At 62.6% G+C, this 19,502-nt stretch carries 21 protein-coding genes and 2 pseudogenes; 15 read left to right on the forward strand and 8 right to left on the reverse strand.

Annotation, left to right across the window (positions count from 1 at the left end):
• Window positions 1–9 precede the first annotated feature (9 nt).
• Window positions 10–2,148: pseudogene (locus ACPZMI_RS22065) on the reverse strand (CHASE3 domain-containing protein); the annotation flags it as partial.
• A gap of 260 nt (window positions 2,149–2,408) precedes the next feature.
• Here ACPZMI_RS22065 and ACPZMI_RS22070 point away from each other — a divergent pair.
• Window positions 2,409–2,759, forward strand: a complete 351-nt coding sequence (locus ACPZMI_RS22070) for a response regulator (protein ID WP_186664412.1) — start codon at window positions 2,409–2,411, stop codon at window positions 2,757–2,759.
• 8 nt (window positions 2,760–2,767) lie between these two features.
• On the opposite strand, the gene cobF is transcribed toward ACPZMI_RS22070, so the two are convergent.
• Window positions 2,768–3,517 carry a precorrin-6A synthase (deacetylating) gene (gene cobF, locus ACPZMI_RS22075; RefSeq protein WP_186664410.1) on the reverse strand — a complete coding sequence of 250 codons (750 nt, stop codon included), beginning with the start codon at window positions 3,515–3,517 and terminating at the stop codon, window positions 2,768–2,770.
• Window positions 3,518–3,582: 65 nt separating this feature from the next.
• Window positions 3,583–4,872 carry an OprD family porin gene (locus ACPZMI_RS22080; RefSeq protein WP_426353073.1) on the reverse strand — a complete coding sequence of 430 codons (1,290 nt, stop codon included), beginning with the start codon at window positions 4,870–4,872 and terminating at the stop codon, window positions 3,583–3,585.
• Window positions 4,873–5,227: 355 nt separating this feature from the next.
• Here ACPZMI_RS22080 and ACPZMI_RS22085 point away from each other — a divergent pair, with 355 nt between their 5' ends.
• From ACPZMI_RS22085 to ACPZMI_RS22095, 3 genes are all read left to right on the forward strand, one after another.
• The gene (locus ACPZMI_RS22085; RefSeq protein WP_426353074.1) at window positions 5,228–5,596 is read left to right on the forward strand and encodes a histone-like nucleoid-structuring protein, MvaT/MvaU family; all 369 of its coding nucleotides are present in this window, start codon (window positions 5,228–5,230) and stop codon (window positions 5,594–5,596) included.
• A 226-nt stretch (window positions 5,597–5,822) separates the two neighbouring features.
• Window positions 5,823–6,350, forward strand: a complete 528-nt coding sequence (gene gloA / locus ACPZMI_RS22090; protein WP_186719521.1) for a lactoylglutathione lyase — start codon at window positions 5,823–5,825, stop codon at window positions 6,348–6,350.
• 98 nt (window positions 6,351–6,448) lie between these two features.
• Window positions 6,449–6,691, forward strand: coding sequence for a hypothetical protein (locus ACPZMI_RS22095; protein WP_186719523.1), 243 nt, complete (start codon window positions 6,449–6,451; stop codon window positions 6,689–6,691).
• A gap of 41 nt (window positions 6,692–6,732) precedes the next feature.
• Here ACPZMI_RS22095 and ACPZMI_RS22100 read toward each other — a convergent pair whose 3' ends face one another.
• Entirely contained in the window at window positions 6,733–7,554 is an 822-nt protein-coding gene (locus ACPZMI_RS22100) for a shikimate 5-dehydrogenase (RefSeq protein ID WP_426353075.1), read from the reverse strand.
• Between the two features lie 161 nt (window positions 7,555–7,715).
• Here ACPZMI_RS22100 and ACPZMI_RS22105 point away from each other — a divergent pair, with 161 nt between their 5' ends.
• The 3 genes from ACPZMI_RS22105 (at window position 7,716) to pbpG (ending at window position 9,541) form a co-directional block, all read left to right on the forward strand.
• Window positions 7,716–8,054, forward strand: a complete 339-nt coding sequence (locus ACPZMI_RS22105; protein ID WP_054891267.1) for a hypothetical protein — start codon at window positions 7,716–7,718, stop codon at window positions 8,052–8,054.
• Window positions 8,055–8,159: 105 nt separating this feature from the next.
• Complete coding sequence (locus ACPZMI_RS22110) at window positions 8,160–8,342, forward strand: hypothetical protein (protein ID WP_426353076.1); 183 nt, start codon at window positions 8,160–8,162, stop codon at window positions 8,340–8,342.
• Window positions 8,343–8,614: 272 nt separating this feature from the next.
• Window positions 8,615–9,541 carry a D-alanyl-D-alanine endopeptidase gene (gene pbpG / locus ACPZMI_RS22115; RefSeq protein ID WP_426353077.1) on the forward strand — a complete coding sequence of 309 codons (927 nt, stop codon included), beginning with the start codon at window positions 8,615–8,617 and terminating at the stop codon, window positions 9,539–9,541.
• Window positions 9,542–9,594: 53 nt separating this feature from the next.
• Here the strand turns inward: pbpG and ACPZMI_RS22120 are convergent, their stop codons facing one another.
• Together ACPZMI_RS22120 and ACPZMI_RS22125 are read right to left on the reverse strand one after the other, a co-directional pair.
• Entirely contained in the window at window positions 9,595–10,026 is a 432-nt protein-coding gene (locus ACPZMI_RS22120; protein ID WP_426353078.1) for a hypothetical protein, read from the reverse strand.
• Between the two features lie 65 nt (window positions 10,027–10,091).
• The gene (locus tag ACPZMI_RS22125; RefSeq protein ID WP_186664397.1) at window positions 10,092–10,793 is read right to left on the reverse strand and encodes an NUDIX hydrolase; all 702 of its coding nucleotides are present in this window, start codon (window positions 10,791–10,793) and stop codon (window positions 10,092–10,094) included.
• 134 nt (window positions 10,794–10,927) lie between these two features.
• Between ACPZMI_RS22125 and ACPZMI_RS22130 the strand changes: the two are divergent.
• The 4 genes and pseudogenes from ACPZMI_RS22130 to ACPZMI_RS22145 all read left to right on the forward strand — a co-directional run.
• A pseudogene (locus ACPZMI_RS22130) lies at window positions 10,928–11,008 on the forward strand (nicotinamidase); the annotation flags it as partial.
• 101 nt (window positions 11,009–11,109) lie between these two features.
• Window positions 11,110–12,312 (forward strand): nicotinate phosphoribosyltransferase, encoded by a 1,203-nt coding sequence (pncB, locus tag ACPZMI_RS22135; RefSeq protein WP_186664395.1) that lies wholly within the window; start codon window positions 11,110–11,112, stop codon window positions 12,310–12,312.
• Window positions 12,313–12,433: 121 nt separating this feature from the next.
• Complete coding sequence (gene ppnN, locus ACPZMI_RS22140) at window positions 12,434–13,807, forward strand: nucleotide 5'-monophosphate nucleosidase PpnN (protein ID WP_186664394.1); 1,374 nt, start codon at window positions 12,434–12,436, stop codon at window positions 13,805–13,807.
• Between the two features lie 246 nt (window positions 13,808–14,053).
• On the forward strand, window positions 14,054–14,680 hold the full coding sequence (locus ACPZMI_RS22145) for a TIGR04211 family SH3 domain-containing protein (protein ID WP_186664393.1): 627 nt from the start codon (window positions 14,054–14,056) through the stop codon (window positions 14,678–14,680).
• Window positions 14,681–14,685: 5 nt separating this feature from the next.
• On the opposite strand, the gene ACPZMI_RS22150 is transcribed toward ACPZMI_RS22145, so the two are convergent.
• Entirely contained in the window at window positions 14,686–15,606 is a 921-nt protein-coding gene (locus tag ACPZMI_RS22150; protein ID WP_186719534.1) for a LysR family transcriptional regulator, read from the reverse strand.
• Between the two features lie 124 nt (window positions 15,607–15,730).
• On the opposite strand from ACPZMI_RS22150, the gene ACPZMI_RS22155 reads away from it, so the two are divergent.
• Together ACPZMI_RS22155 and ACPZMI_RS22160 are read left to right on the forward strand one after the other, a co-directional pair.
• Window positions 15,731–16,465 carry an SDR family NAD(P)-dependent oxidoreductase gene (locus ACPZMI_RS22155; RefSeq protein ID WP_186664389.1) on the forward strand — a complete coding sequence of 245 codons (735 nt, stop codon included), beginning with the start codon at window positions 15,731–15,733 and terminating at the stop codon, window positions 16,463–16,465.
• An 18-nt stretch (window positions 16,466–16,483) separates the two neighbouring features.
• On the forward strand, window positions 16,484–16,690 hold the full coding sequence (locus ACPZMI_RS22160; RefSeq protein WP_426353079.1) for a tautomerase family protein: 207 nt from the start codon (window positions 16,484–16,486) through the stop codon (window positions 16,688–16,690).
• Between the two features lie 90 nt (window positions 16,691–16,780).
• Here ACPZMI_RS22160 and ACPZMI_RS22165 read toward each other — a convergent pair whose 3' ends face one another.
• On the reverse strand, window positions 16,781–17,662 hold the full coding sequence (locus ACPZMI_RS22165) for a LysR family transcriptional regulator (protein ID WP_426353087.1): 882 nt from the start codon (window positions 17,660–17,662) through the stop codon (window positions 16,781–16,783).
• A gap of 130 nt (window positions 17,663–17,792) precedes the next feature.
• Between ACPZMI_RS22165 and argC the strand changes: the two genes are divergently transcribed.
• Together argC and ACPZMI_RS22175 are read left to right on the forward strand one after the other, a co-directional pair.
• A complete protein-coding gene (gene argC, locus ACPZMI_RS22170) occupies window positions 17,793–18,728 on the forward strand; it encodes an N-acetyl-gamma-glutamyl-phosphate reductase (protein ID WP_426353080.1) in 936 nt (311 codons plus the stop codon).
• Window positions 18,729–18,812: 84 nt separating this feature from the next.
• Window positions 18,813–19,499 carry a GNAT family N-acetyltransferase gene (locus ACPZMI_RS22175; RefSeq protein ID WP_426353081.1) on the forward strand — a complete coding sequence of 229 codons (687 nt, stop codon included), beginning with the start codon at window positions 18,813–18,815 and terminating at the stop codon, window positions 19,497–19,499.
• Window positions 19,500–19,502: the final 3 nt, after the last annotated feature.

A 19,502-nucleotide genomic window follows, 5' to 3' on the forward strand; every position in this document is an offset into this window, starting at 1 on the left:
GACCGATTCGTAGCGTTCGGGAATGATCAGGCTGAACACGCTGCCCTGACCGGGACTGCTGTCGACACTGATCTGGCCACCGAGCAAGTGCGCCAGGTCGCGTGAGATCGACAGGCCCAAACCGGTGCCGCCATAGCGGCGGTTGCTGGTGCCGTCGACCTGATGGAAGGCACCGAAGATTGCCTGTTGCTGGTCGGCGGCGATACCGATACCGCTGTCACGCACGGCAAAGACGATGCCGATGCCGACCTGATGACTGATGTTCAGGCTCACCTGGCCACGCTCGGTGAACTTGATGGCGTTGGACAGCAGGTTCTTGAGTATCTGCTCCAGACGCTGTCGGTCGGTAAACAGGGTCGCCGGCACCTGCGACTCCAGCTTCACCTCGAAACTCAGGCCCTTGTCATCGGCCAGCGGCTGGAACATGCCGCGCAGTCCTTCGACCAGGCGCACCACCTGGGTGGTCTCCGGACGTACTTCGAGCTTGCCAGCCTCGACCTTGGCGATATCGAGGATATCGTTGATCAGGTTGAGCAGGTCGTTACCGGCCGAATAGATCGATTCAGCGAACTTGACCTGTTCCTGGCTGAGGTTGCCCTCACCGTTCTCGGCCAGCAACTTGGCCAGGATCAGCGAACTGTTGAGCGGCGTGCGCAGCTCATGGGACATATTGGCGAGGAATTCGGACTTGTACTTGCTGGAACGCTGCAAGTCCTCGGCACGTGCCTGCAGTTCCATTTGCGCAGCATTGAGCTCGCTGTTCTTGCGGTCCAGGGCCACGGTGCGCTCGGCCAGTTGCTCGTTGGTCTGCTCGAGCTCGGCCTGCTGGGTCTCCAGGTGGGCCTGGGACTCCTTGAGCACCCGCGACTGCTCTTCGAGCTCCTCGTTGGCAGTCTTGAGCTCCTCTTGCTGGACCTGCAGTTCTTCATTCAACTGCTGGGTCTCGGCAAGCACTTCCTGCAGGCGCTGGCGATAGCGCGCGCTCTCCAGGGAGATGCCGAGGTTGTCGCCGATCCGTTCCAGCAACTCGACATCCCGCTCCTGCAACGGTCGCAGGAAGCCCAGCTCGAGTACGCCATTGACCTGGTTGTTGTCGCTGGCCGGCGCCAGCATAGCGCTGCGCGGCAGCCCGCTGCCCAGGCCGGAGCTCAACCGGTAGTAATCCTGCGGCAGGTCATCCAGGCGCAGCACGCGACGCTCGCGCACCACCTGGGCCAGCAGGCCATCGTGCTCGGCCATCACCTGTTCGCGCCCTTGCTGTTCGGCATCGAGCCCGTAGCTGGCCACGCGCACCAGGCGGCCATGGGAATCGCGGATGTAGAGTGCACCGACCACACTGCCCAGGTAGCCGGCAAAAAAGCGCAGGATATTGTCGCCCAGCATGGTCAGCGTCAGTTGCCCTAGGACCTCCTGCGACAACTGGGTCTGTCCGTTGCGTAACCAGGCCTGGTGTTCAAGACGCTCGGCCGAACGCTGCTGGGCCTGCAAATTGCTGACGTAGCTTTCCGACAGCGCCAACAGGTCACGCCGCCCCAGGTAGGCCAGCAGCGCACTGAGGCCGACGATGAACAGCACGAATGCGCTGATCGCGGTGACGGTGACCGTGCTGACCTTCTCGTTGCGCGCCATGCGCAGCTGCTGCTCGGTGGCAACGAAGTCGTCGAATTCCTTGCGGATTTCGTCGGTGATGCGCTTGCCGCGACCACTGCCGATCACGCCGCGAAAATCGCCCTGGTCGCGGCGCGCCTTGATCAGTTCGTTACCGAACTCGTTCCAGGCACGCTGAAGCGCCACCAGGCGGTCGATACGTTCGACCTGCGGTGGGTTGTCCAGGACCATGCCACGCAGGCTGTCCAAACTGCTGAAGATTCTCGGCTTGGCCACCTCGTAGGGGTCGAGGAAGCGCTCGTCGCCGGTGATCAGGAAGCCGCGCATGCCGGTTTCCATATCGATCGACAGCTTGACCGTTTCGTTGGCATTGCCGATCACCCGATCGGTGTGCTCGACCCATTGCATGGCCGAGAGCAAATAGTTGATCACCGCGACAAAGGCGACGGCGCCCAGCAGGCCGACACCCAACGGGAGGCCGACGTTACGGCTCAGCAGCTTGCGAAAGCTGCGTTGATCCATGGAGGCTGCTTGAATCATCTGATAACGCCCGAGCGAAATAAGTCCATTGAACAGTGTGTGGCCACTACATTCAGTCATTGTTGTATGCCGCTGCCACCCCCGCACCTGGTACGAGTCTAACCAGCTTTGCCTGATCTGGCAGGGCATTTAGCCAGTATTTGAAGGTATCCGCGGCCAATCGTTCCATCCAATTGCAGGGGCCGCTATCCTGAGGGAACTTCTGCCCGTGCGGCAGGCACAGAGTAAAGACATTTCCCTTACGCGACAGGATTCAAACCATGCACCTTCTGGTAGTCGAAGACGACGACATCGTTCGTATGCTGATGGTCGAAGTGCTCGACGAGTTGGGCTACACCACCATCGAGGCGCAGGACGCCACCGAAGCCTTGAAGATTCTTGAAGATACCGCGCAGCCCCTGGCGCTGCTGATGACCGATGTCGGCCTCCCCGACATGCGCGGCGACGAGTTGGCGGCCAAAGCCCGGGAAATCCGGCCCCTGCTGCCGGTGCTGTTCGCCAGCGGCTACGCCGAGAACGTCAGTGTGTCCGAGGGCATGCATCTGATCGGCAAGCCATTCAGCATCGACCAACTGCGTGACAAGGTCGTGGGGATCCTCGGGGTGCCCTGACCTCGGCCTCACCCCTCCCGGCGCAACAGGTAGGTATCCATGATCCAGCCCTTGCGCCGCCGCGCGTCCTCGCGCACTTGCACGATATGTGTCTTGACCTCCGCCAGCTTGCCCGCCACCAGAATCTCGTCTGCCGTTCCCAGATAAGCCCCCCAGTAGATCGTCAGGCCCGGGTCATCCAGCGCGGTGAACGCGCACTGTCCGTCGAGCATCACCACCACGTTGTCGATCACCGCCTGCTCGGCCAGGCGCCGCCCCGGCAGTACGGTCAGCGGCTCACCAATGCGGTTCAGCGCGATCCGGTGCCGCGCGGCCAAGGCCTGGACACTGCTGATCCCGGGGATGACTTCAAGCTGCAGCGCCACCCCGCGTTCGCGCACCCGGTCAAGAATGCGCAAGGTGCTGTCATACAGGCCCGGCTCGCCCCACAGCAGAAAGGCACCGACATCGTCTTCACCCAGTTCATCCTCGAACATCCGGGCATACAGGGCTGCGCGCGCACGGTGCCAGTCCTGCACCGCGCCGACATAGTCCTGGGCCTGCCCATCCCGGCGCGGATCCTCCACCTGCACCAGGCGATACTTACCCTCGGGAACATAGCGCTCAAGAATGAGTTTGCGCAGCCGCAACAGCTCATCCTTGTCGCCGCCCTTGTCGAGCACGAAGAACACCGTTGCACGGCGCAACGCATCGACGGCCTCGAAAGTGACCTGACGGGGGTCGCCCGGGCCTATACCGATCAACAGAAGTTGCTTCATGGCACTGCCTCGCTGCCCTTGCCGCCGATCATTGTTCATCGCCCGGCGGCATTTGGCAAAGTGCCTCAGAACACCGAGAAGTTGTAACTGACGATGACCCGGGTCTCGTCCATGTCGCGCGCCCATCGTTCATAGTTGCTGCGATACGTGGAGTTACGCAGACGCACGCTGAGGTCTTTGAAGGTGCCGCCCTGGACTTGGTACTTGAGTTCGCTGTCACGCTCCCATTCCTTGCCTTGGGCGCTGCTGCCGGGCACCTGGATATGGTCACCGTTGATATAGCGAGTGAAGAAGCTCAAACCGGGAATACCCAGTGCCTTGAAATCATAGTCATAGCGTAATTGCCAGGAGCGCTCACCGGCCGCAGCGAAATCGTTGACCTGGGCATAGTTGACCAGATACGGGTTGCTGCCATCCAGGTAAGGCATGGCACTGTCGCCATACATGCGTTGCCAGCCGGCACTGACCTTGTGCCCGCCCAGGCTGTAGCCGAGCATGCCGCTGAACGCGCGGTGTTCGATTTCGCCGGCACGGGCGTTGCCGGTATCGTCGCTCTTGATCAAGCGCACATCCGCCGAAACCGCGCCCACCGCCAAGGGCTGCGTGGCGACCAACCCGAGGAAATGCTGGCGATAGATGTTCTCCAGCTTCGACACCTGGTACTGGGCGCTGAGGCGATCATTGACGCGGTAGTCGACGCCCGCCAGATCGAAGTGGTCGGCCTCAATATCGCAGGCGTAACGCTTGTTCTTGCAGTGCACGCGAATATCCTGGCGGTCGCTGGAGTCTCGTGCGGTGTACTTGTCCAGGCGGGCCACGGTGAACTTCAGGTCGCGCACTTCTTCGGAGGTCAGCATCGCACCATGGAACAGGGTGGGCAGCAGGCGACCATCGTTGTACTTGAGCAGCGGCATGTCCGGCATCATCGCACCATAGCGCAGCACCGTCCTGGACACCTTCACCTTTGCCGCCACACCTAGCTTGGCGTACTGATCGGCAGAATGGCGTGGGTCGTGCCCGCTGGAGGGCAGCAGCCCACTGTTGCTGTCGGCGGGGCTGGAATCGAGTTTGAAACCGAGCATGCCCAGCGCATCGACACCGAACCCGACCGTGCCGTCGGTATAGCCCGAACGGGCATCGAGGATAAAGCCCTGCGCCCATTCCTCGCGCTTGGAAGCCCCCTGGCTGGAACTGCTGTGGCCGTCACGAAAGTCCCGATTGAAATAGACATTGCGCGCCTCGAGCTTGGCGTGACTGTCTTCGAAAAAACCACCGGCCTGTGCACCGGCTGCCGCGCACAACAAGGACAGGCCGGCAACACTGCGGCCAGGGGCGAGAGGAAAGGGAGAGAACATGCAAGGGGACATCCAGAAAAGACGAGAAACATGCTGATGCACTATCGGGCACCTGTGCCACGACGTACTCGACATTAAATGAAGACTACGGGCCATTTTCCCTCGGGTGCTCTACCTCGGGCCATTGGACCATGGTATGAGCGTTGTCGCAGACACCCGGAAAACACACTGAGTTTGCGTGTGCGCGGTGCGCTGAAAGTTCCTTACTTGCCGCTAAAAGTTTGAGGTTTACCGAACACCGGGCCACGTCTACACTCTTGTTCAGCGAACAGTTTCACCCATCCGCGTGGCCGGCGTTTATTACTGTTGCATGTTCGTCACGCCATGCCACGGCTGACTGACAGGAGTGATGAAAGTGTCCAGACTTGCAGAGTTTCGTGCGGCCGAAAAAGCACTTCAGGAGCAAATCGCGCAACTGGAGACAATGAAAAAGGACGCCAGCCTTAAACGCGAGATCGAGTTCGAGCAGAAATTGCTCGGGCTGATGAAAAGCTACGACAAGGGCTTGCGCGACATTGTCGCGATCCTCGACCCCAAGGGCCAGAAAGCCAGCGCGAGAACCTCGGCCAGCCCTGCCAAGCAACAACGCCGCCCGCGCGTGGTGAAGGTCTACGAGAACCCGCACACCGGCGAGCTGATCGAGACCAAGGGTGGCAACCACCGTGGCTTGAAAGCGTGGAAGGAACAGTACGGCGCGGCCACGGTGGAATCCTGGGTACGCTGATGAAACATCCACGCTTGCTTCACAGTTTTTTCACATCGCCTGGGTGAGTATCGAACCAGCTAAAGGACTAGCGACCCCATCACGCGCCCGCACATGCGGGCCTCTAATTCCAGCGCCCTGCCTCGTGCAGGGCGCTTTCATTTGCGCAATCGCTTCACTGCCGTATCATGGCCGTCCTGTTTTCACCGTCGGCGCTGTCTGCGCCGGCCTTGTCTCTGGAGCCCCCATGAGCCTGAACGATCTGCAAACCCTGCCTGGCGTCACTGCCCAACCAGACACCGCCACCGCCCAATTCGTCTTCAACCACACCATGCTGCGGGTCAAGGATATCGAGAAGTCGCTGGACTTCTACACCCGCGTCCTGGGCTTTCGCCTGGTAGACAAGCGCGATTTCCCCGAGGCGGCCTTCAGCCTGTACTTCCTGGCCCTGGTCGACCCGGCACAGATTCCTGCCGATGACGCCGCACGTCACCAGTGGATGAAATCGATTCCGGGTGTGCTGGAGCTGACCCACAACCACGGCACCGAGCACGATGCCGAGTTCGCCTACCACAACGGCAACACCGATCCGCGCGGCTTTGGCCACATCTGCATCTCGGTGCCGGACGTACGCGTGGCCTGTGCACGCTTCGAAGCGCTGGGCGTGCCTTTCCAGAAGCGCCTGCAGGATGGCCGCATGAACCACCTGGCGTTCGTCAAGGACCCGGATGGCTACTGGGTCGAAGTCATCCAGCCGACCGAACTGAAGGGCTGACCGACGCAGGTTACGCTCGTCGGGGCCGGGAACTTCCGGCCCCTCGCTGTGGTACATAGAGGTGAGCGCTTCCAAACCAGCACAGCGAGGTAAGGACGATGCAAACCCTTCACTGTGAGTACCGCAAGCACACCATCACCGCCAGTGTGATGCCCCACCCCGACTCTCCCCTGCCCTATGCCGCCGGCTGCCTGATCACCGATCCCGAAGGCCATACCAGCAGGCGCCTGTCGATGCCGATGAAGTTCTTCTCGGACCTGGAAAACGCCCAGCACGTTTCTCTCGCGCACGGCCGCGCCCTGGTGGACGAGCGACTGGACAACGGGCAAAAGGTTTTCTGAGGTACTCAAGCCATCACGGGGATCCCCGTGATGGCACCCGTTCAGGCGTCGCGCGCGTAAGCGACCGCTTTCTCCACCTGCGCCAACGTCGGCCTGATGCCGGTGTACAGCACGAACTGCTCCAGCGCCTGCAGCGCGATCACATCGAGCCCGGTGATCACCGGCTTGCCCAGCTCCTTGGCGAGAAGAATCAGCGGGGTCATGGCCGGCATGGCCACCACGTCGAACACCCGTTGCGCAGCCTCGACCGCCTCACGAGAGAAGGCAAGCGCCTGCGCCTGCGGGCCGCCAGCCATGCCGATGGGGGTAACGTTGACCAGCATCGGTGGGCACAGGTCGCCCAGCTCGCGCTGCCAGCGATACCCACAGGTGTCCGCCAACTGCCGCCCGGCCTGCTCGTTGCGGGCAATGATCAGACCCTCGCTGAAACCTGCGTCGCGCAGCGCACTGGCCACCGCCTTGGCCATGCCGCCGCTGCCGCGCAGGGCAAAGGCCGTGGCCGGATCGACCTCGTGCGATTCCAGCAGTTGCCGCACAGCCAGGTAATCGGTGTTGTAGGCCTTCAAGTGACCGTTGGTGTTGACCAGCGTGTTCACCGACTCGATGGCCGCCGCGGAGGGATCGATCTCGTCCACCAGGGCCATGCACGCCTCTTTGTAGGGCATGGACACTCCGCAGCCGCGGATACCCAGGGCGCGGATGCCACTCACTGCCGCAGGCAGGTCCTGGGTGGTCATGGCCTTGTAGTAGTAGTCCAGCCCCAACTGCTGGTAGAGGTGGTTGTGGAAACGCACACCGAAAGTGCCTGGGCGTCCGGCCAGGGAAATGCACAGTGTCGTGTCCCTGCTGGGTGCAATCGCCATATCTGCTCCTGTCGCTGATGACTGAATCGTTTCTGCGAGCGTACCAGACCTGACCGTCAGTCGCCCCTTACACAACCTTTACCTTGCGCCTGTGCTCTCTTTACCGATTTCGCGGTCTTATTGATAAGCCCCAAATGTGGGGTCATCGCGAGGATTCATTCATGAACCGTCTCATCCCCGGAATCGCCCTGCTGGTCGGCGCACTGGCCGTCAGCGGGCAGGCAGCCGCCCATGGCGGCGGTTGGGGCCCAGGCCCTGTACTCGGTGCAGCCGTGGTCGGTGCCGTGGTCGGGGCAGCAGTATCCGGCGGCCATGACCGTACCGTCTATGTCGAACGCCAGCCGGCCTATTATCCGCCGCCTCCGGTCTATGTGCAGGCGCCACCGCCGCCGGTGTATTACCAGCCCTATGTCGTCGAGCGCTATGTACCCGCGCCGCCGCCGGTGTATCGCCGCTACTACGGCCCGCCGCCGGTGTACTACGGCCCGCCGCGCTGGTGACCTGCCCTTGTCGTTGAAAAAAGTAATGACCACTATCGAGCAAGTTGATTTCAAACAGCGTCGGCTGCTGCGTAAGGTAGGGCCATGTTTCACAGGAGGTCCAACATGGCCACTATCCACATCGTGTCTGTCGTCGGCAGTGCTGTCCCTGCTCCCTTGCGCGCTCAAGGCCTGCTGGCCTGCTGGTACCTGATGCGCAACGGCGAGCCCGTCAGCGGCCCTCTGGATTCCCGCGCCAAGGCCCAGGCCATGGCCGAACAGCTGCAGGCCGGCACCCTTACCGCCTGACCAGCGTTTTTGTTGACCGTTTCATGTGTTGTGCGTTGCTCCTTACGCTTCTTTCTGCCCGCCTTTGGCGGGCTTTTTTCGCCTATGCGAAAGCGCGGGGAGCATTTGTCGCAACAGGCGGGAAAAACCGATACAGCATGAAGGTTTTTTCATTTCGACGCTGGGCCTGGACGAGCAATCGACAGCCGCTGAGCCATACTCCACAATGCAGCGGTTTTCGGGGGGAAACCCTTGCACAGCCAACGACATACCAACTATTAGTGAGCCTCAACGTGAAAACTTCCCTGTCCATCCTCAGCCTGCTGCTGGCGCTCACAGGAACCGCGATCCTTCCGTCGACCGCTGCTGCACAATCCCCGGCCCAGGCACAACGCGACCCGTCCAAACTGCACCTGGCTTCCGGCAGCGCCTTGCTGATCGACCTGAATACCAACAAAGAGCTGTACTCCAGCCACGCCGACCGCGTGGTGCCCATCGCTTCGGTCACCAAGCTGATGACCGCCATGGTGGTGCTAGACGCCAAGCTGCCGATGGACGAGATGCTCACCATGACCATCGCCAACAACCCTGACCTCAAGGGTGTCTTTTCGCGCGTACGCCCCGGCAGCGAACTGAACCGTCGCGAAACCCTGCTGATTACCCTGATGTCATCGGAAAACCGCGCGGCCAATACCCTGGCCAACCATTATCCCGGCGGCTATGGCGCGTTCATCAAGGCGATGAACGCCAAGGCCCGTAGCCTGGGCATGAGCCATACTCGCTACGTCGAGCCAACCGGCCTGTCGACGCAAAACGTGTCCACCGCCCATGACCTGGCCAAGCTGCTGATCGCCTCGCGCAACTACCCGCTGCTCAGCGAGCTCTCGACCACCCGCGAGAAGACCGTAGCCTTCCGCAAACCCAACTACACCCTGGGCTTTCGCAACACCGATCATCTGGTGAACAAGAGCAACTGGGACATCAAGCTGACCAAGACCGGCTTCACCAACGAGGCGGGGCACTGCCTGGTGCTGCTGACCAAGATGGACAACCGCCCGGTGGCGATGGTGATTCTGGACGCCTACGGCAAGTTCACCCATTTCGCCGATGCCGGGCGCCTGCGTCAATGGCTGGAAACCGGCTCGGCCAAGGCTGCGCCGGCCGTGGCCATGCAATACAAGTCAGACCGCCAGAACCGTTCGCGGGTAGCGTCCGAGTAACCTGTAACGCTCAGGGCGGCCCATTGCGCGGCCGCCCTGCCTGTGATGCCGTGTCAGGCCTGTGTGCTGACAAGGCTGCCGGAGCTGCTTCCACCCAGCTTGCTCAATGCCTGCAGCAACTGCGCGGTCGCCCGCTGGAGCTGGCCGCTGATGGTTGCAATCTGCGCCTGAACACCCGCCACTGCTGCCAGCTTGGCCTTCTCATCCATGGGTTGTGCCTGGATCTCGGACATCCGCTTCTGCGCTTCGGCCAACTGCTCCTGCAATTGCTTGATCAGCTCGCGCATCTGCTTGATGAACGACGGCTCGCTGCTGTCTTCGCTACTCTTGGCCTTGTCGGCCTTGTCAGCCTGGGTAGGCATGGCAACCTGGGTACCACCAGCCGAGTTGCTGCTCTTTTCAGTGTCGCTGGCCTGGGCGGCCGTCTGCAGCGCAGACGACTGCACGTTCACGCCAGTGACGTTGACACTTGTGATCCCTACCATTTTCCTTCTCCGCAAGGATTTTGACCTGACCGCTATATCGGCCGCCAAACGCCATGCTTGAGCCTTCATGCTTCCGGCAACAGGCTACGGTCGAACAGAAACGGACCCACGCCTTGCGGTAGGTACTCGTAAAGCTGTTGGGGCCGGCCCAGTCGTGGCTGATTGCGTTCGCCGGTATCACGCACCCAGCCTGCCTCCCTCAGACGCTCCAGACGTTTGCGCAACGACGTGTTGTTCACCGGCCGCCCCAGGCACGCTTGCGCCGCACCCAGCGCATCGAGCACCGTGAAACGCGTCGGCAGCAGATACAGAGGCAGGCTGCTGTACAGGCTCTTGGCCGCCAGCCGCTCGCGGGTGCGCTGCACCAGCAGCCCATGATCGAACGGCAACAGCACTTTGCGGGTCGATAGGCTGTCGAGGTCGAAGAAAGCCAACTGCTCCCCGACGATGGCCTGCACCGGATCGAGCAATGCCAGGTAGTAGGTACTCAACGACCAACCACGCGGATCACGAAACGCGTTGCCTTCGGTGCCGACCTGCTCCATGTACCGAGGCCGAACCTGTGCCTTCTCTTGCAGCGCCCGCTCGGCCGCCGCATCCAGGCTATTGTCCGGCGTGCTGCCGTTGACGATGACACCCGGCAAGGCCCACTGCCCCCGATGCGGCTCTCGATCGCGGCGGTGCAACAACACCTGCAACCCCTGCAAATCCGGGGCAAGGCGCAGCGCAACGATATCCACGCTGGCCATGACTTCAACTGCGCTCATCTCGACTCCTCGTTCCACACCCCATATTCCACCAGGTATTTTTTGTGATGCAAGCCCTACTCCATAAACAAGGACGCTTGACACACTTATAACACCAGATGAAATATATAGGCATTCCAGTTGAGGTAGTCCTGATGAAGATCGCCAGTTTCGACGTCGATGCCCAGAACGGCTTTACCGCCAACGCCCCGCAGGAGCTGCCGGTTCCCGCCGGCGCCAAAGCTGCCTGCAGCGAGCTGGCTGCCGCCGGGGTAGTACTGTGCGCCGATGAAGGCGAGCTGGACCGCCAGCTCGCACTGTTCAAGGAGCCCCGCCCATGAGCAACGACGTTTTTGCCCCACGGATTATCCAGAACCTGCTGGACACCGACTTTTACAAGATCACCATGATGCAGGCGGTGCTGCACAACTACCCCAACGCCGAGGTGGAGTGGGAGTTGCGCTGCCGCAACGACGAAGACCTCTCGCCCTACCTTGCCGAGATCCGCTACCAGATCGAACAGTTGGCCGAGGTCTCGGTGACCCACGACCAGCTGGCCTACCTGGAAAAAATCCCCTTCATCAAGCCGGACTTCATTCGTTTCCTCAGCCTGTTTCGCTTCAACCTGCGCTATGTCCAGGTCGGACTGGACGATGCGGGGCAACTGGCGATCCGTATTCGCGGCCCCTGGCTGCACGTGATCCTCTATGAAATCCCGTTACTGGCAATCATTTGCGAGGTTCGTAATCGCTACCGCTATCGCGAAGTGACGATGGCGCAGGTGGGCGAGCGCCTGTACCAGAAACTCGACTGGCTCAAGACGCACGCCAGCAGCGATGAGCTGGCAGGGTTCCAGCTCGCTGACTTCGGTACCCGCCGACGCTTCTCCTATCCTGTACAGGATCAGGTAGTGCATATCCTCAAGCGCGACTTCCCCGGACGTTTCGTTGGCACCAGCAATGTCCACCTGGCCCGGGAATACGAACTCAAACCCATCGGCACCATGGCCCACGAATGGTTCATGGCCCACCAGCAACTCGGTCCGCGCCTGGTCGATAGCCAGGTCGCGGCGTTGGAATGCTGGGTGCGTGAATACCGGGGCTTGCTCGGCATCGCCCTGACCGACTGCATCGGCATGGATGCCTTCGTGAAGGACTTCGACCTGTATTTCGGCAAGCTCTTCGATGGCCTGCGCCACGACTCCGGCGATCCCCTGGCCTGGGCGGAAAAAGCCATCGCGCACTATGAGCGCCTGGGCATCGACCCGCTGAGCAAGACCCTGATCTTCTCCGACGGCCTGGATTTCGCCAAGGCATTGCAGCTCTACCGCGCGCTGCACGGGCGGATCAACGTCAGCTTCGGCATCGGCACCAACCTGACGTGTGACATTCCCGGCGTGACGCCAATGAACGTGGTGATCAAGATGACCGCCTGCAACGGCGCCCCTGTCGCAAAAATCTCCGACAGCCCCGGCAAGACGCAGTGCCGGGACGCGAATTTCGTCGCCTACCTGCGCCATGTGTTCAAGGTGCCCGTCTGAGCCGTCGTGCGCTGGCAATGAGCCAAGCGCCGAATCTTTGCCTTCCCCCCTCGTTGCCGCGTGCAATTGTCGGTATGGTGTTGTCAAAGAAGGATGTTTTACCCGCACAGGAAAGACTTAGATGCCCCAACGCAATGTCATCAACGCCTCCGTCAGCCCCAAAGGCAGCCTGGAGACGCTGTCGCAACGTGAAGTCCAACAACTGAGCGAAGTCGGTACCGGCAGTCTCTACACCCTGTTCCGCCAGTGCGCCCTGGCTATCCTCAACACCGGCGCCCATGTCGACAATGCCAAGACCATCCTTGAGGCCTACAAGGACTTCGAGGTCCGCATCCACCAGCAAGATCGCGGCGTGCGCCTGGAATTGCTCAACGCCCCGGCCGATGCCTTCGTCGATGGCGAGATGATCGCCAGCACCCGCGAAATGCTGTTCAGCGCCCTGCGCGACATCGTCTACACCGAAAGCGAACTGGCCAGCCAGCGCATCGACCTGGAAAGCTCCCAGGGCATCACCGACTACGTATTCCACCTGCTGCGCAACGCCCGCACCCTGCGTCCGGGCGTGGAGCCGAAGATGGTGGTGTGCTGGGGCGGTCACTCGATCAGCAGCGAGGAATACCAGTACACCAAGAAAGTCGGCCATGAACTGGGCCTGCGCAAGCTGGACGTCTGCACCGGTTGCGGCCCGGGCGTCATGAAGGGCCCGATGAAAGGCGCGACCATCGCCCACGCCAAGCAGCGCATGCACGGCAGCCGCTACCTGGGCCTGACCGAGCCGGGCATCATCGCTGCCGAAGCGCCGAATCCCATCGTCAACGAGCTGGTGATCCTGCCGGATATCGAGAAACGTCTGGAGGCCTTTGTCCGCGTCGGCCACGGCATCATCATCTTCCCCGGAGGCGCTGGGACGGCCGAGGAATTCCTGTACCTGCTCGGCATCCTCATGCACCCGGACAACCAGGAACTGCCCTTCCCGGTCATTCTCACCGGCCCGCGCAGCGCCGAGCCGTTCCTGCAGCAACTGCATGCCTTCGTCGGCGCCACCCTCGGCGAAGCGGCGCAGCGCCATTACCAGATCATCATCGACAATCCGGCCGAAGTCGCCCGGCACATGGTCGAAGGGCTCAAGACGGTCAAGCAGTTCCGCCGCGAGCGCAACGACGCCTTCCACTTCAACTGGCTGCTGAAGATCGACGGTGGCTTCCAGCACCCGTTCGACCCGACCCACCAGAACATGGCCGATCTCGCCCTGCGCCGCGACCTGCCGCCCCATGAGCTGGCCGCCAACCTGCGTCGGGCGTTTTCCGGCATCGTCGCCGGCAACGTCAAGGACAAGGGCATTCGCCTGATCGAGGAACACGGCCCATACCAGATCCGCGGCGACCAGGCGATCCTCGACCCGTTGGGCAGATTGCTGCAGGCCTTCGTCGACCAGCACCGGATGAAACTGCCCGGCGGTGCGGCTTATGTGCCGTGCTACCAGGTCGTGACCTGAGCCGAGCAGCAGCTCCAGTGCCAACCTGTTGGTGGATCGATCGCAGCGGTAAACCGCCGCTGCGATTGATCCACCCACGCGCCATTCGCTGATCAAGCCCCTTACCCGCAACATCTTGCGGACAATTCCCACCTAAAGCAGTGAACCTGCCTACAAAAAAACGGTCTTTCGCTGACGGTCAATCCACCGACCGCTTCACGGCCCAGTCACCGGGCCTCCAACCGTACTGTTTCAGCGAAGACCACCATGCCCGAATTCCGCCGCGCCACCCTCGCCCTCGCCGCCCTGCTCGCCACTGCCCCGTCCGTCTACGCCGAAGAGCCCTCCAGCGACGCACGCTGGGTCAGCGACAGCCTGAGCACCTACGTGCGCAGCGGCCCGACCGATGGTCACCGGATCGTCGGCACGCTCAAGTCCGGACAGAAAGTGTCGCTGATCGGCACCCAGGGCAACTACAGCCAGGTTCGCGGCCAGAGCGGCGATCTGGTGTGGATCCTCACCAGCGACCTGCAGACTGTGCCCGGCCAGAGCGAACGCCTGCCGCAACTCGATGCTCAGGTCGCGGAACTGTCCGGCCAGCTCAAGACCATCGACGACAGCTGGAAGACTCGCGTCCAGGGCATGCAGGAAACCCTGGACTCGCGCAAAGCACTGATCGATGAACTGGAATCGCGCACCAAGGCCCTCAACGAACAGCTCGAGCAGTCGCAATCGAGCCTGCGCGACACCCAGGCGCGCCTGGGCGACGAAAACAAGCAGGTGATGATGCGTTACATGGTCTACGGCGGCAGCATCGCCGGTGCTGGCTTGCTGGCCGGCCTGATCCTGCCGGCGCTGACCCGCGGGCGTAAACGCAACGACCGCTGGTTCTGACGCAATCAGGTGGCGGGTAATTGCCCACCCGCCACCAGGAAGTCGATGAACAGCCGCACCCGCAGCGGCATGTGCCGCGCCTGCGGGTAGATCAACGTGAATGGCCGCGCCGTACCACCGAAGGCCGGTAGCACTTCGACCAGCTCACCGCTGTCCAGGGCCTCCTGCACGGTGAAGCGGTACGCCTGCATCAGGCCGGCACCATGTCGCGCGAGGGTGGCGGTGGCGAGAAAGTCGCCCAGGCAGGTGATCGAGCCGCCGACCTCGATCTCCACCAGGCCACCGTCACGGCGAAAGGTCCAGGGCGCACTGCGTCCGCTGCTGGGGATCTCGAACAGGATGCACTCATGCCGCGCCAGGTCTTCCGGCACCTGCGGATGACCTGCTCGCGCCAGGTAGCCCGGGGTCCCCACCACCACCAGCTCGGCGTTTTCCAGGCGCCGTGCCACCAGCCGCGAATCGGCAGGCTCACGTCCGCGGATGGCCAGGTCAAACTGCTCCTCGGCGAAATCGACATTGCGATTGCTGACATGCACGTCCACCTGCACTTGCGGATAGCGCTCGCGAAAACGCGGCAGCCATGGCAACAGACGGTGATGGGCGTAAGGCGTCGGCGCACTGACCCGCAGGCGCCCACGCGGCTCGATCTGGCCACCCGAAACTTCGCGCTCGGCCTCCACCAGTTGCCCCAGTGCCAGACGGCACTGTTGGTAGTACGCCTGGCCGGCATCGGACAGGCGCATCTGCCGCGTAGTACGCACGAATAACCGTACACCCAGGCGTTCTTCCAGGCGTGCCACCGAGCGACTGACCGCTGCCGGCGTGACCCCGGCCTCGGTGGCAGCGGCAGTGAAGCTGCCGGTATCGGCAGCCAGGCAGAACAGCTCGAGGCTGCCCAGTTGAAGATCATCGAAATGGCGGGTCATGACAGCTCGATTGATTACATGAAGTATCGATTGAAATGCCATCCGCCTTATTTTTCAACTCCAGATGAGGTCTTAGAGTGGCTCCACCAACGAGCCAACCGGCTCGCTTAACTGGAGCCCCACCATGAGCACTGCAAGAACCATCGTTATCACCGGCGCATCCAGCGGCTTGGGCTTCGCCCTCGCCAAGGCCTTTATCGAACGTGGCGACAATGTGGTCGGCAACGCCCGCACCCAGGCCCGCCTCGATCAGGCCGCCACCGAGCTGGGCAACCCGGCCGCCTTCGTCGGCGTGGCTGGCGACATCGCTGACGCCAGCACCGCACAGCGGCTGTTCGATACAGCGCTGGAAGTGTTCGGCCGCGTCGATATCCTGGTCAACAATGCCGGGATCTTCATTCCCAAACCGTTCACCGACTACACCGAACAGGACATCGACGCGCTGTTTTCCACCAACCTCAAGGGCTTCGTCTACCCCTCCCAGGCCGCGGCAAAGATCATGAGCGCCCAAGGCCATGGCCATATCGTCGCGATCACCGCCTCGGTCGCCATGCAGCCTAACGTGCGAGTGCCCGCAGCACTGCCGATCCTCGTCAAGGGTGGCTTGAACCAGGCGGTCAAGGGCCTGGCGCTGGAACTGGCCGGTAGCGGCGTGCAGGTCAATGCCGTGGCTCCGGGGATCATCGAGACGCCCCTGCACAACAACGACGTCGCAGGCCTGGGTGTCTTGTCGCCGAGTGGGCGCACCGGCAAGCCGCAGGACATCGTCGATGCCGTGCTATACCTGACCGACGCACGTTTCGTCAGCGGCGTCGTACTTCCGGTAGACGGCGGCGGCACCGCCGGTACCTGGCACTAAAACCTCGAGGAGCCTGCCATGCCATACGTTCATATCCGTGTGACCGACGAAGGGGTCACTGCCGAGCACAAGCGCCTGTTGATCGAAGGCACCACCGAACTGCTGGAACGGGTGCTGAACAAGCCACCGGCCAGTACCTTCGTGGTGATCGAGGAAGTGCCCACCGACAACTGGGGAGTGGGTGGCGAGACAGTGACGGCAGTACGCAAGCGCAAGCGGGGCTAACCCGCATCACCGCAGTGGTCTTTTGGCGGGCAAGCCCGCCCAAAGATCACTGCGGTGATGCATGCTTGTGACCACACCCGACACAGACCGTCATTGCCGCAACCGTTCCAGCGCCTCCAGCACATGCCCCGTGGCCCGTTCCACCTGCCCTTCGCGGCAGGCGATCCCCAGCGCCCGCCATAACCCCGGTCGCAACGGGCGTCGAGCGATGCGCCGGTCCAGTTCAGGCGCCTCCCCCTCATGCGGCAGCAATGTCGCGCCATAACCCGCAGCCACCAGGCTCTTGATTGCATCGTTGTAGTTCAACTCGATGCGCGCCTCAGGGTACAGCCCGGCAGCCGCGAACCAATCGCTGGTCACCCGCGAAAGCTGCGTGGTGCTGTCGTTGAGAATCAGTGCACGCTGCCCGAGCCAAGCGGGTGTCACCCGCGCCGGCGGCTGCCAGTCGGCAGGCAGGTAGGCCATGATCGGGTCGCGTCGCCACGGGGTAAGCTTCACCCCCTTCACTGCCACCTGCGGCAGCGCCACCAGGCCGATGTCCAGGCTACCGTCACGCACGCGCGCCAGCGATGCCTGCGACGTGAGCACCTGAACCTGCACATCGATACCAGGATGCTCACTGCGAAGGGCCGCCAACGCACTGGGCAATAGGTGGGCAATGGCGCCAGTGGAGGCGCCCAGGCGCACCCGCCCGGTCAATCCGGCCACCTGACGCTGCACTTCATCCAGCGCCTGGTCGGCATCGGCCAGCAGCCGACGGGCACGCGTCAGCAGGGTTTCGCCGACCACCGTGGGCCGTACCTGCCCGCGGGTTCGGGTAAGCAGCGCTGCCCCCACCCTCGTTTCAAGCTCGGCGACGTGCAGGCTGATGGTCGGTGGTGCCAGGTTCAACTGGCGAGCGGCCTCGGCGAAGGAGCCAAGGTCGGCGATCACCACCAGTGTGCGCAGGCGATCGAGGCTGATTTCTCGCAGGATGCTGCTCCTTGTCCGGTTGAATGTCCTGATTCAGCTAAACTGAACATCGTCATCATGATATTCAAATTTTCTTTAGATCAAACAACCGCGAGGATACACCTACTTCCTTCCTGAGCGGATCCCCACCATGCACCAGCCCCTGATATTCATCGACGGCGACCAAGGCACCACCGGCCTGCAGATCCATGCCCGCCTGCACGGTCGCGGCGACCTTCGCCTGCTGACCCTGCCCGAGGCCGAGCGCAAGGACCCGCAGCGCCGCCGCGAGGCCATCAACAGCGCGGATATTGCCCTGCTCTGCCTGCCCGACGCCGCCGCACGCGAGGCCGTGGCGACAATTCACAACCCGGCGGTGCGAGTGATCGACGCCAGCTCTGCGCACCGTACCAGCCCTGGATGGGTCTATGGCTTGCCCGAGCTGGACGAGCAGCAGGCCGAGCGCATCGCCCAGGCCACACGGGTCAGCAACCCCGGTTGCTACCCGACCGGTGCCATCGCCCTGCTGCGCCCGCTGGTGCGCGCCGGCCTGCTGCCTGCGGACTATCCGTTGAGCGTACATGCCATTTCCGGCTACTCCGGTGGCGGTCGCGCTGCGGTCGAGCGCCATGAGCAGTCAGGCGGCGATCCTGCTCCGGCCCTGCAGCTCTATGGTCTGGAGTTGGCGCACAAGCATGTCCCGGAGATCCAGGCCCACGCTGGCCTGAGCGCACGCCCAATGTTCCTGCCAGGCTACGGCGACTATCGCCAGGGGATCGTGTTGAGCATCCCGCTGCAGCTGCGTTTGTTGTCGCCAGGCGTCACCGCCGAGCACTTGCAGGCCTGTCTCGAACAGGACTATCAGGGCGCACGCCATGTCCAGGTAATGCCCCTGCACCAGCAAGGGCCTGCGACCCCCTTGGACCCGCAGGCCCTGAACGACAGCAACGACCTGCGCCTGGCACTGTATGCCAATCCCGAGCACGGGCAGGTCCTGCTGACGGCCGTGTTCGACAACCTGGGCAAGGGCGCTTCGGGCGCTGCAGTGCAGAACCTCGACTTGATGCTGGCCGCGTTGCGCCAGTGAGGCCAAGCCGGTAAAAGCGGTTAGACTGTGCACCCCGCGTCATTCAGGCGCGGGGTCAGTTCAACCGCCGGAGCCTGTCCCCCGATGTTCATCCTGAGCCGCCTCGACGGCGTGCCGCCCGAATCCTTCCAGAACCAGATCCGCCAGCTGGTGATCGAACATGTCGGCGCGCTGAGCAGCGTCGCCATCACCGCGGACAACCCGCTGTATCCGCTGTACCAGTACGGTGTCGGCCTCGAAGTCCACCAATACCTGCAGGCCCTGGACGGCACCCGTGGCCTGGCCGTGGAGCTGGTCCTGGCGCTGGACGCCGAGGCCCCGGACCAACTGCTGGGCTTCGCCCTCGCCCTGCCGGCCCAGGATGATCAGCACGCGTGTGTTCTGGCGTTTCTCGCCGTATCCCCTGACCACCGTCGTGAAGGCATCGCCCGTGGGTTGCTGACAGACCTGCGGGCGCGCTACAGCTGCGTGGAGATGAGCGCTTTTGCTCATGCCGTACCCTGGTTCGAGGCCATGGGCCTGCAGGTCGTGAGCGCCACCGGGCCACAAGTGCTGATGAGCAGCACCGGCAAGGCCAGCGGCGCGCTAGTCGGACGCCTGGACATTGCGCCCATCTACCAGACCCTGGAAGTGCGTCAGATCCACGCCTATCTGCTCAATCAGCATGGCGAGGCGGCAATGATCGACGCCGAGCGCCAGCGCGATGAGCACCTTGACGAACTGACGCTGCAGGCCCAGGCCTGCGTGGCGACGCGCAAGCGCGTGCATTGAGCC

Source organism: Pseudomonas wayambapalatensis, assembly GCF_049942315.1.
GTDB classification, from domain to species: domain Bacteria; phylum Pseudomonadota; class Gammaproteobacteria; order Pseudomonadales; family Pseudomonadaceae; genus Aquipseudomonas; species Aquipseudomonas wayambapalatensis.

What these genes read in the sequence shown, in the direction of transcription:
- ACPZMI_RS22070 (WP_186664412.1), top strand. Translation starts at nt 2,409, where the DNA reads ATGCACCTTCTGGTAGTCGAAGACGACGACATCGTTCGTATGCTGATG.
- cobF (WP_186664410.1), bottom strand. Translation starts at nt 3,517, where the DNA reads ATGAAGCAACTTCTGTTGATCGGTATAGGCCCGGGCGACCCCCGTCAG.
- ACPZMI_RS22080 (WP_426353073.1), bottom strand. Translation starts at nt 4,872, where the DNA reads ATGTTCTCTCCCTTTCCTCTCGCCCCTGGCCGCAGTGTTGCCGGCCTG.
- gloA (WP_186719521.1), top strand. Translation starts at nt 5,823, where the DNA reads ATGAGCCTGAACGATCTGCAAACCCTGCCTGGCGTCACTGCCCAACCA.
- ACPZMI_RS22095 (WP_186719523.1), top strand. Translation starts at nt 6,449, where the DNA reads ATGCAAACCCTTCACTGTGAGTACCGCAAGCACACCATCACCGCCAGT.
- ACPZMI_RS22100 (WP_426353075.1), bottom strand. Translation starts at nt 7,554, where the DNA reads ATGGCGATTGCACCCAGCAGGGACACGACACTGTGCATTTCCCTGGCC.
- ACPZMI_RS22105 (WP_054891267.1), top strand. Translation starts at nt 7,716, where the DNA reads ATGAACCGTCTCATCCCCGGAATCGCCCTGCTGGTCGGCGCACTGGCC.
- ACPZMI_RS22110 (WP_426353076.1), top strand. Translation starts at nt 8,160, where the DNA reads ATGGCCACTATCCACATCGTGTCTGTCGTCGGCAGTGCTGTCCCTGCT.
- ACPZMI_RS22120 (WP_426353078.1), bottom strand. Translation starts at nt 10,026, where the DNA reads ATGGTAGGGATCACAAGTGTCAACGTCACTGGCGTGAACGTGCAGTCG.
- ACPZMI_RS22125 (WP_186664397.1), bottom strand. Translation starts at nt 10,793, where the DNA reads ATGAGCGCAGTTGAAGTCATGGCCAGCGTGGATATCGTTGCGCTGCGC.
- pncB (WP_186664395.1), top strand. Translation starts at nt 11,110, where the DNA reads ATGAGCAACGACGTTTTTGCCCCACGGATTATCCAGAACCTGCTGGAC.
- ppnN (WP_186664394.1), top strand. Translation starts at nt 12,434, where the DNA reads ATGCCCCAACGCAATGTCATCAACGCCTCCGTCAGCCCCAAAGGCAGC.
- ACPZMI_RS22145 (WP_186664393.1), top strand. Translation starts at nt 14,054, where the DNA reads ATGCCCGAATTCCGCCGCGCCACCCTCGCCCTCGCCGCCCTGCTCGCC.
- ACPZMI_RS22150 (WP_186719534.1), bottom strand. Translation starts at nt 15,606, where the DNA reads ATGACCCGCCATTTCGATGATCTTCAACTGGGCAGCCTCGAGCTGTTC.
- ACPZMI_RS22155 (WP_186664389.1), top strand. Translation starts at nt 15,731, where the DNA reads ATGAGCACTGCAAGAACCATCGTTATCACCGGCGCATCCAGCGGCTTG.
- ACPZMI_RS22160 (WP_426353079.1), top strand. Translation starts at nt 16,484, where the DNA reads ATGCCATACGTTCATATCCGTGTGACCGACGAAGGGGTCACTGCCGAG.
- argC (WP_426353080.1), top strand. Translation starts at nt 17,793, where the DNA reads ATGCACCAGCCCCTGATATTCATCGACGGCGACCAAGGCACCACCGGC.
- ACPZMI_RS22175 (WP_426353081.1), top strand. Translation starts at nt 18,813, where the DNA reads ATGTTCATCCTGAGCCGCCTCGACGGCGTGCCGCCCGAATCCTTCCAG.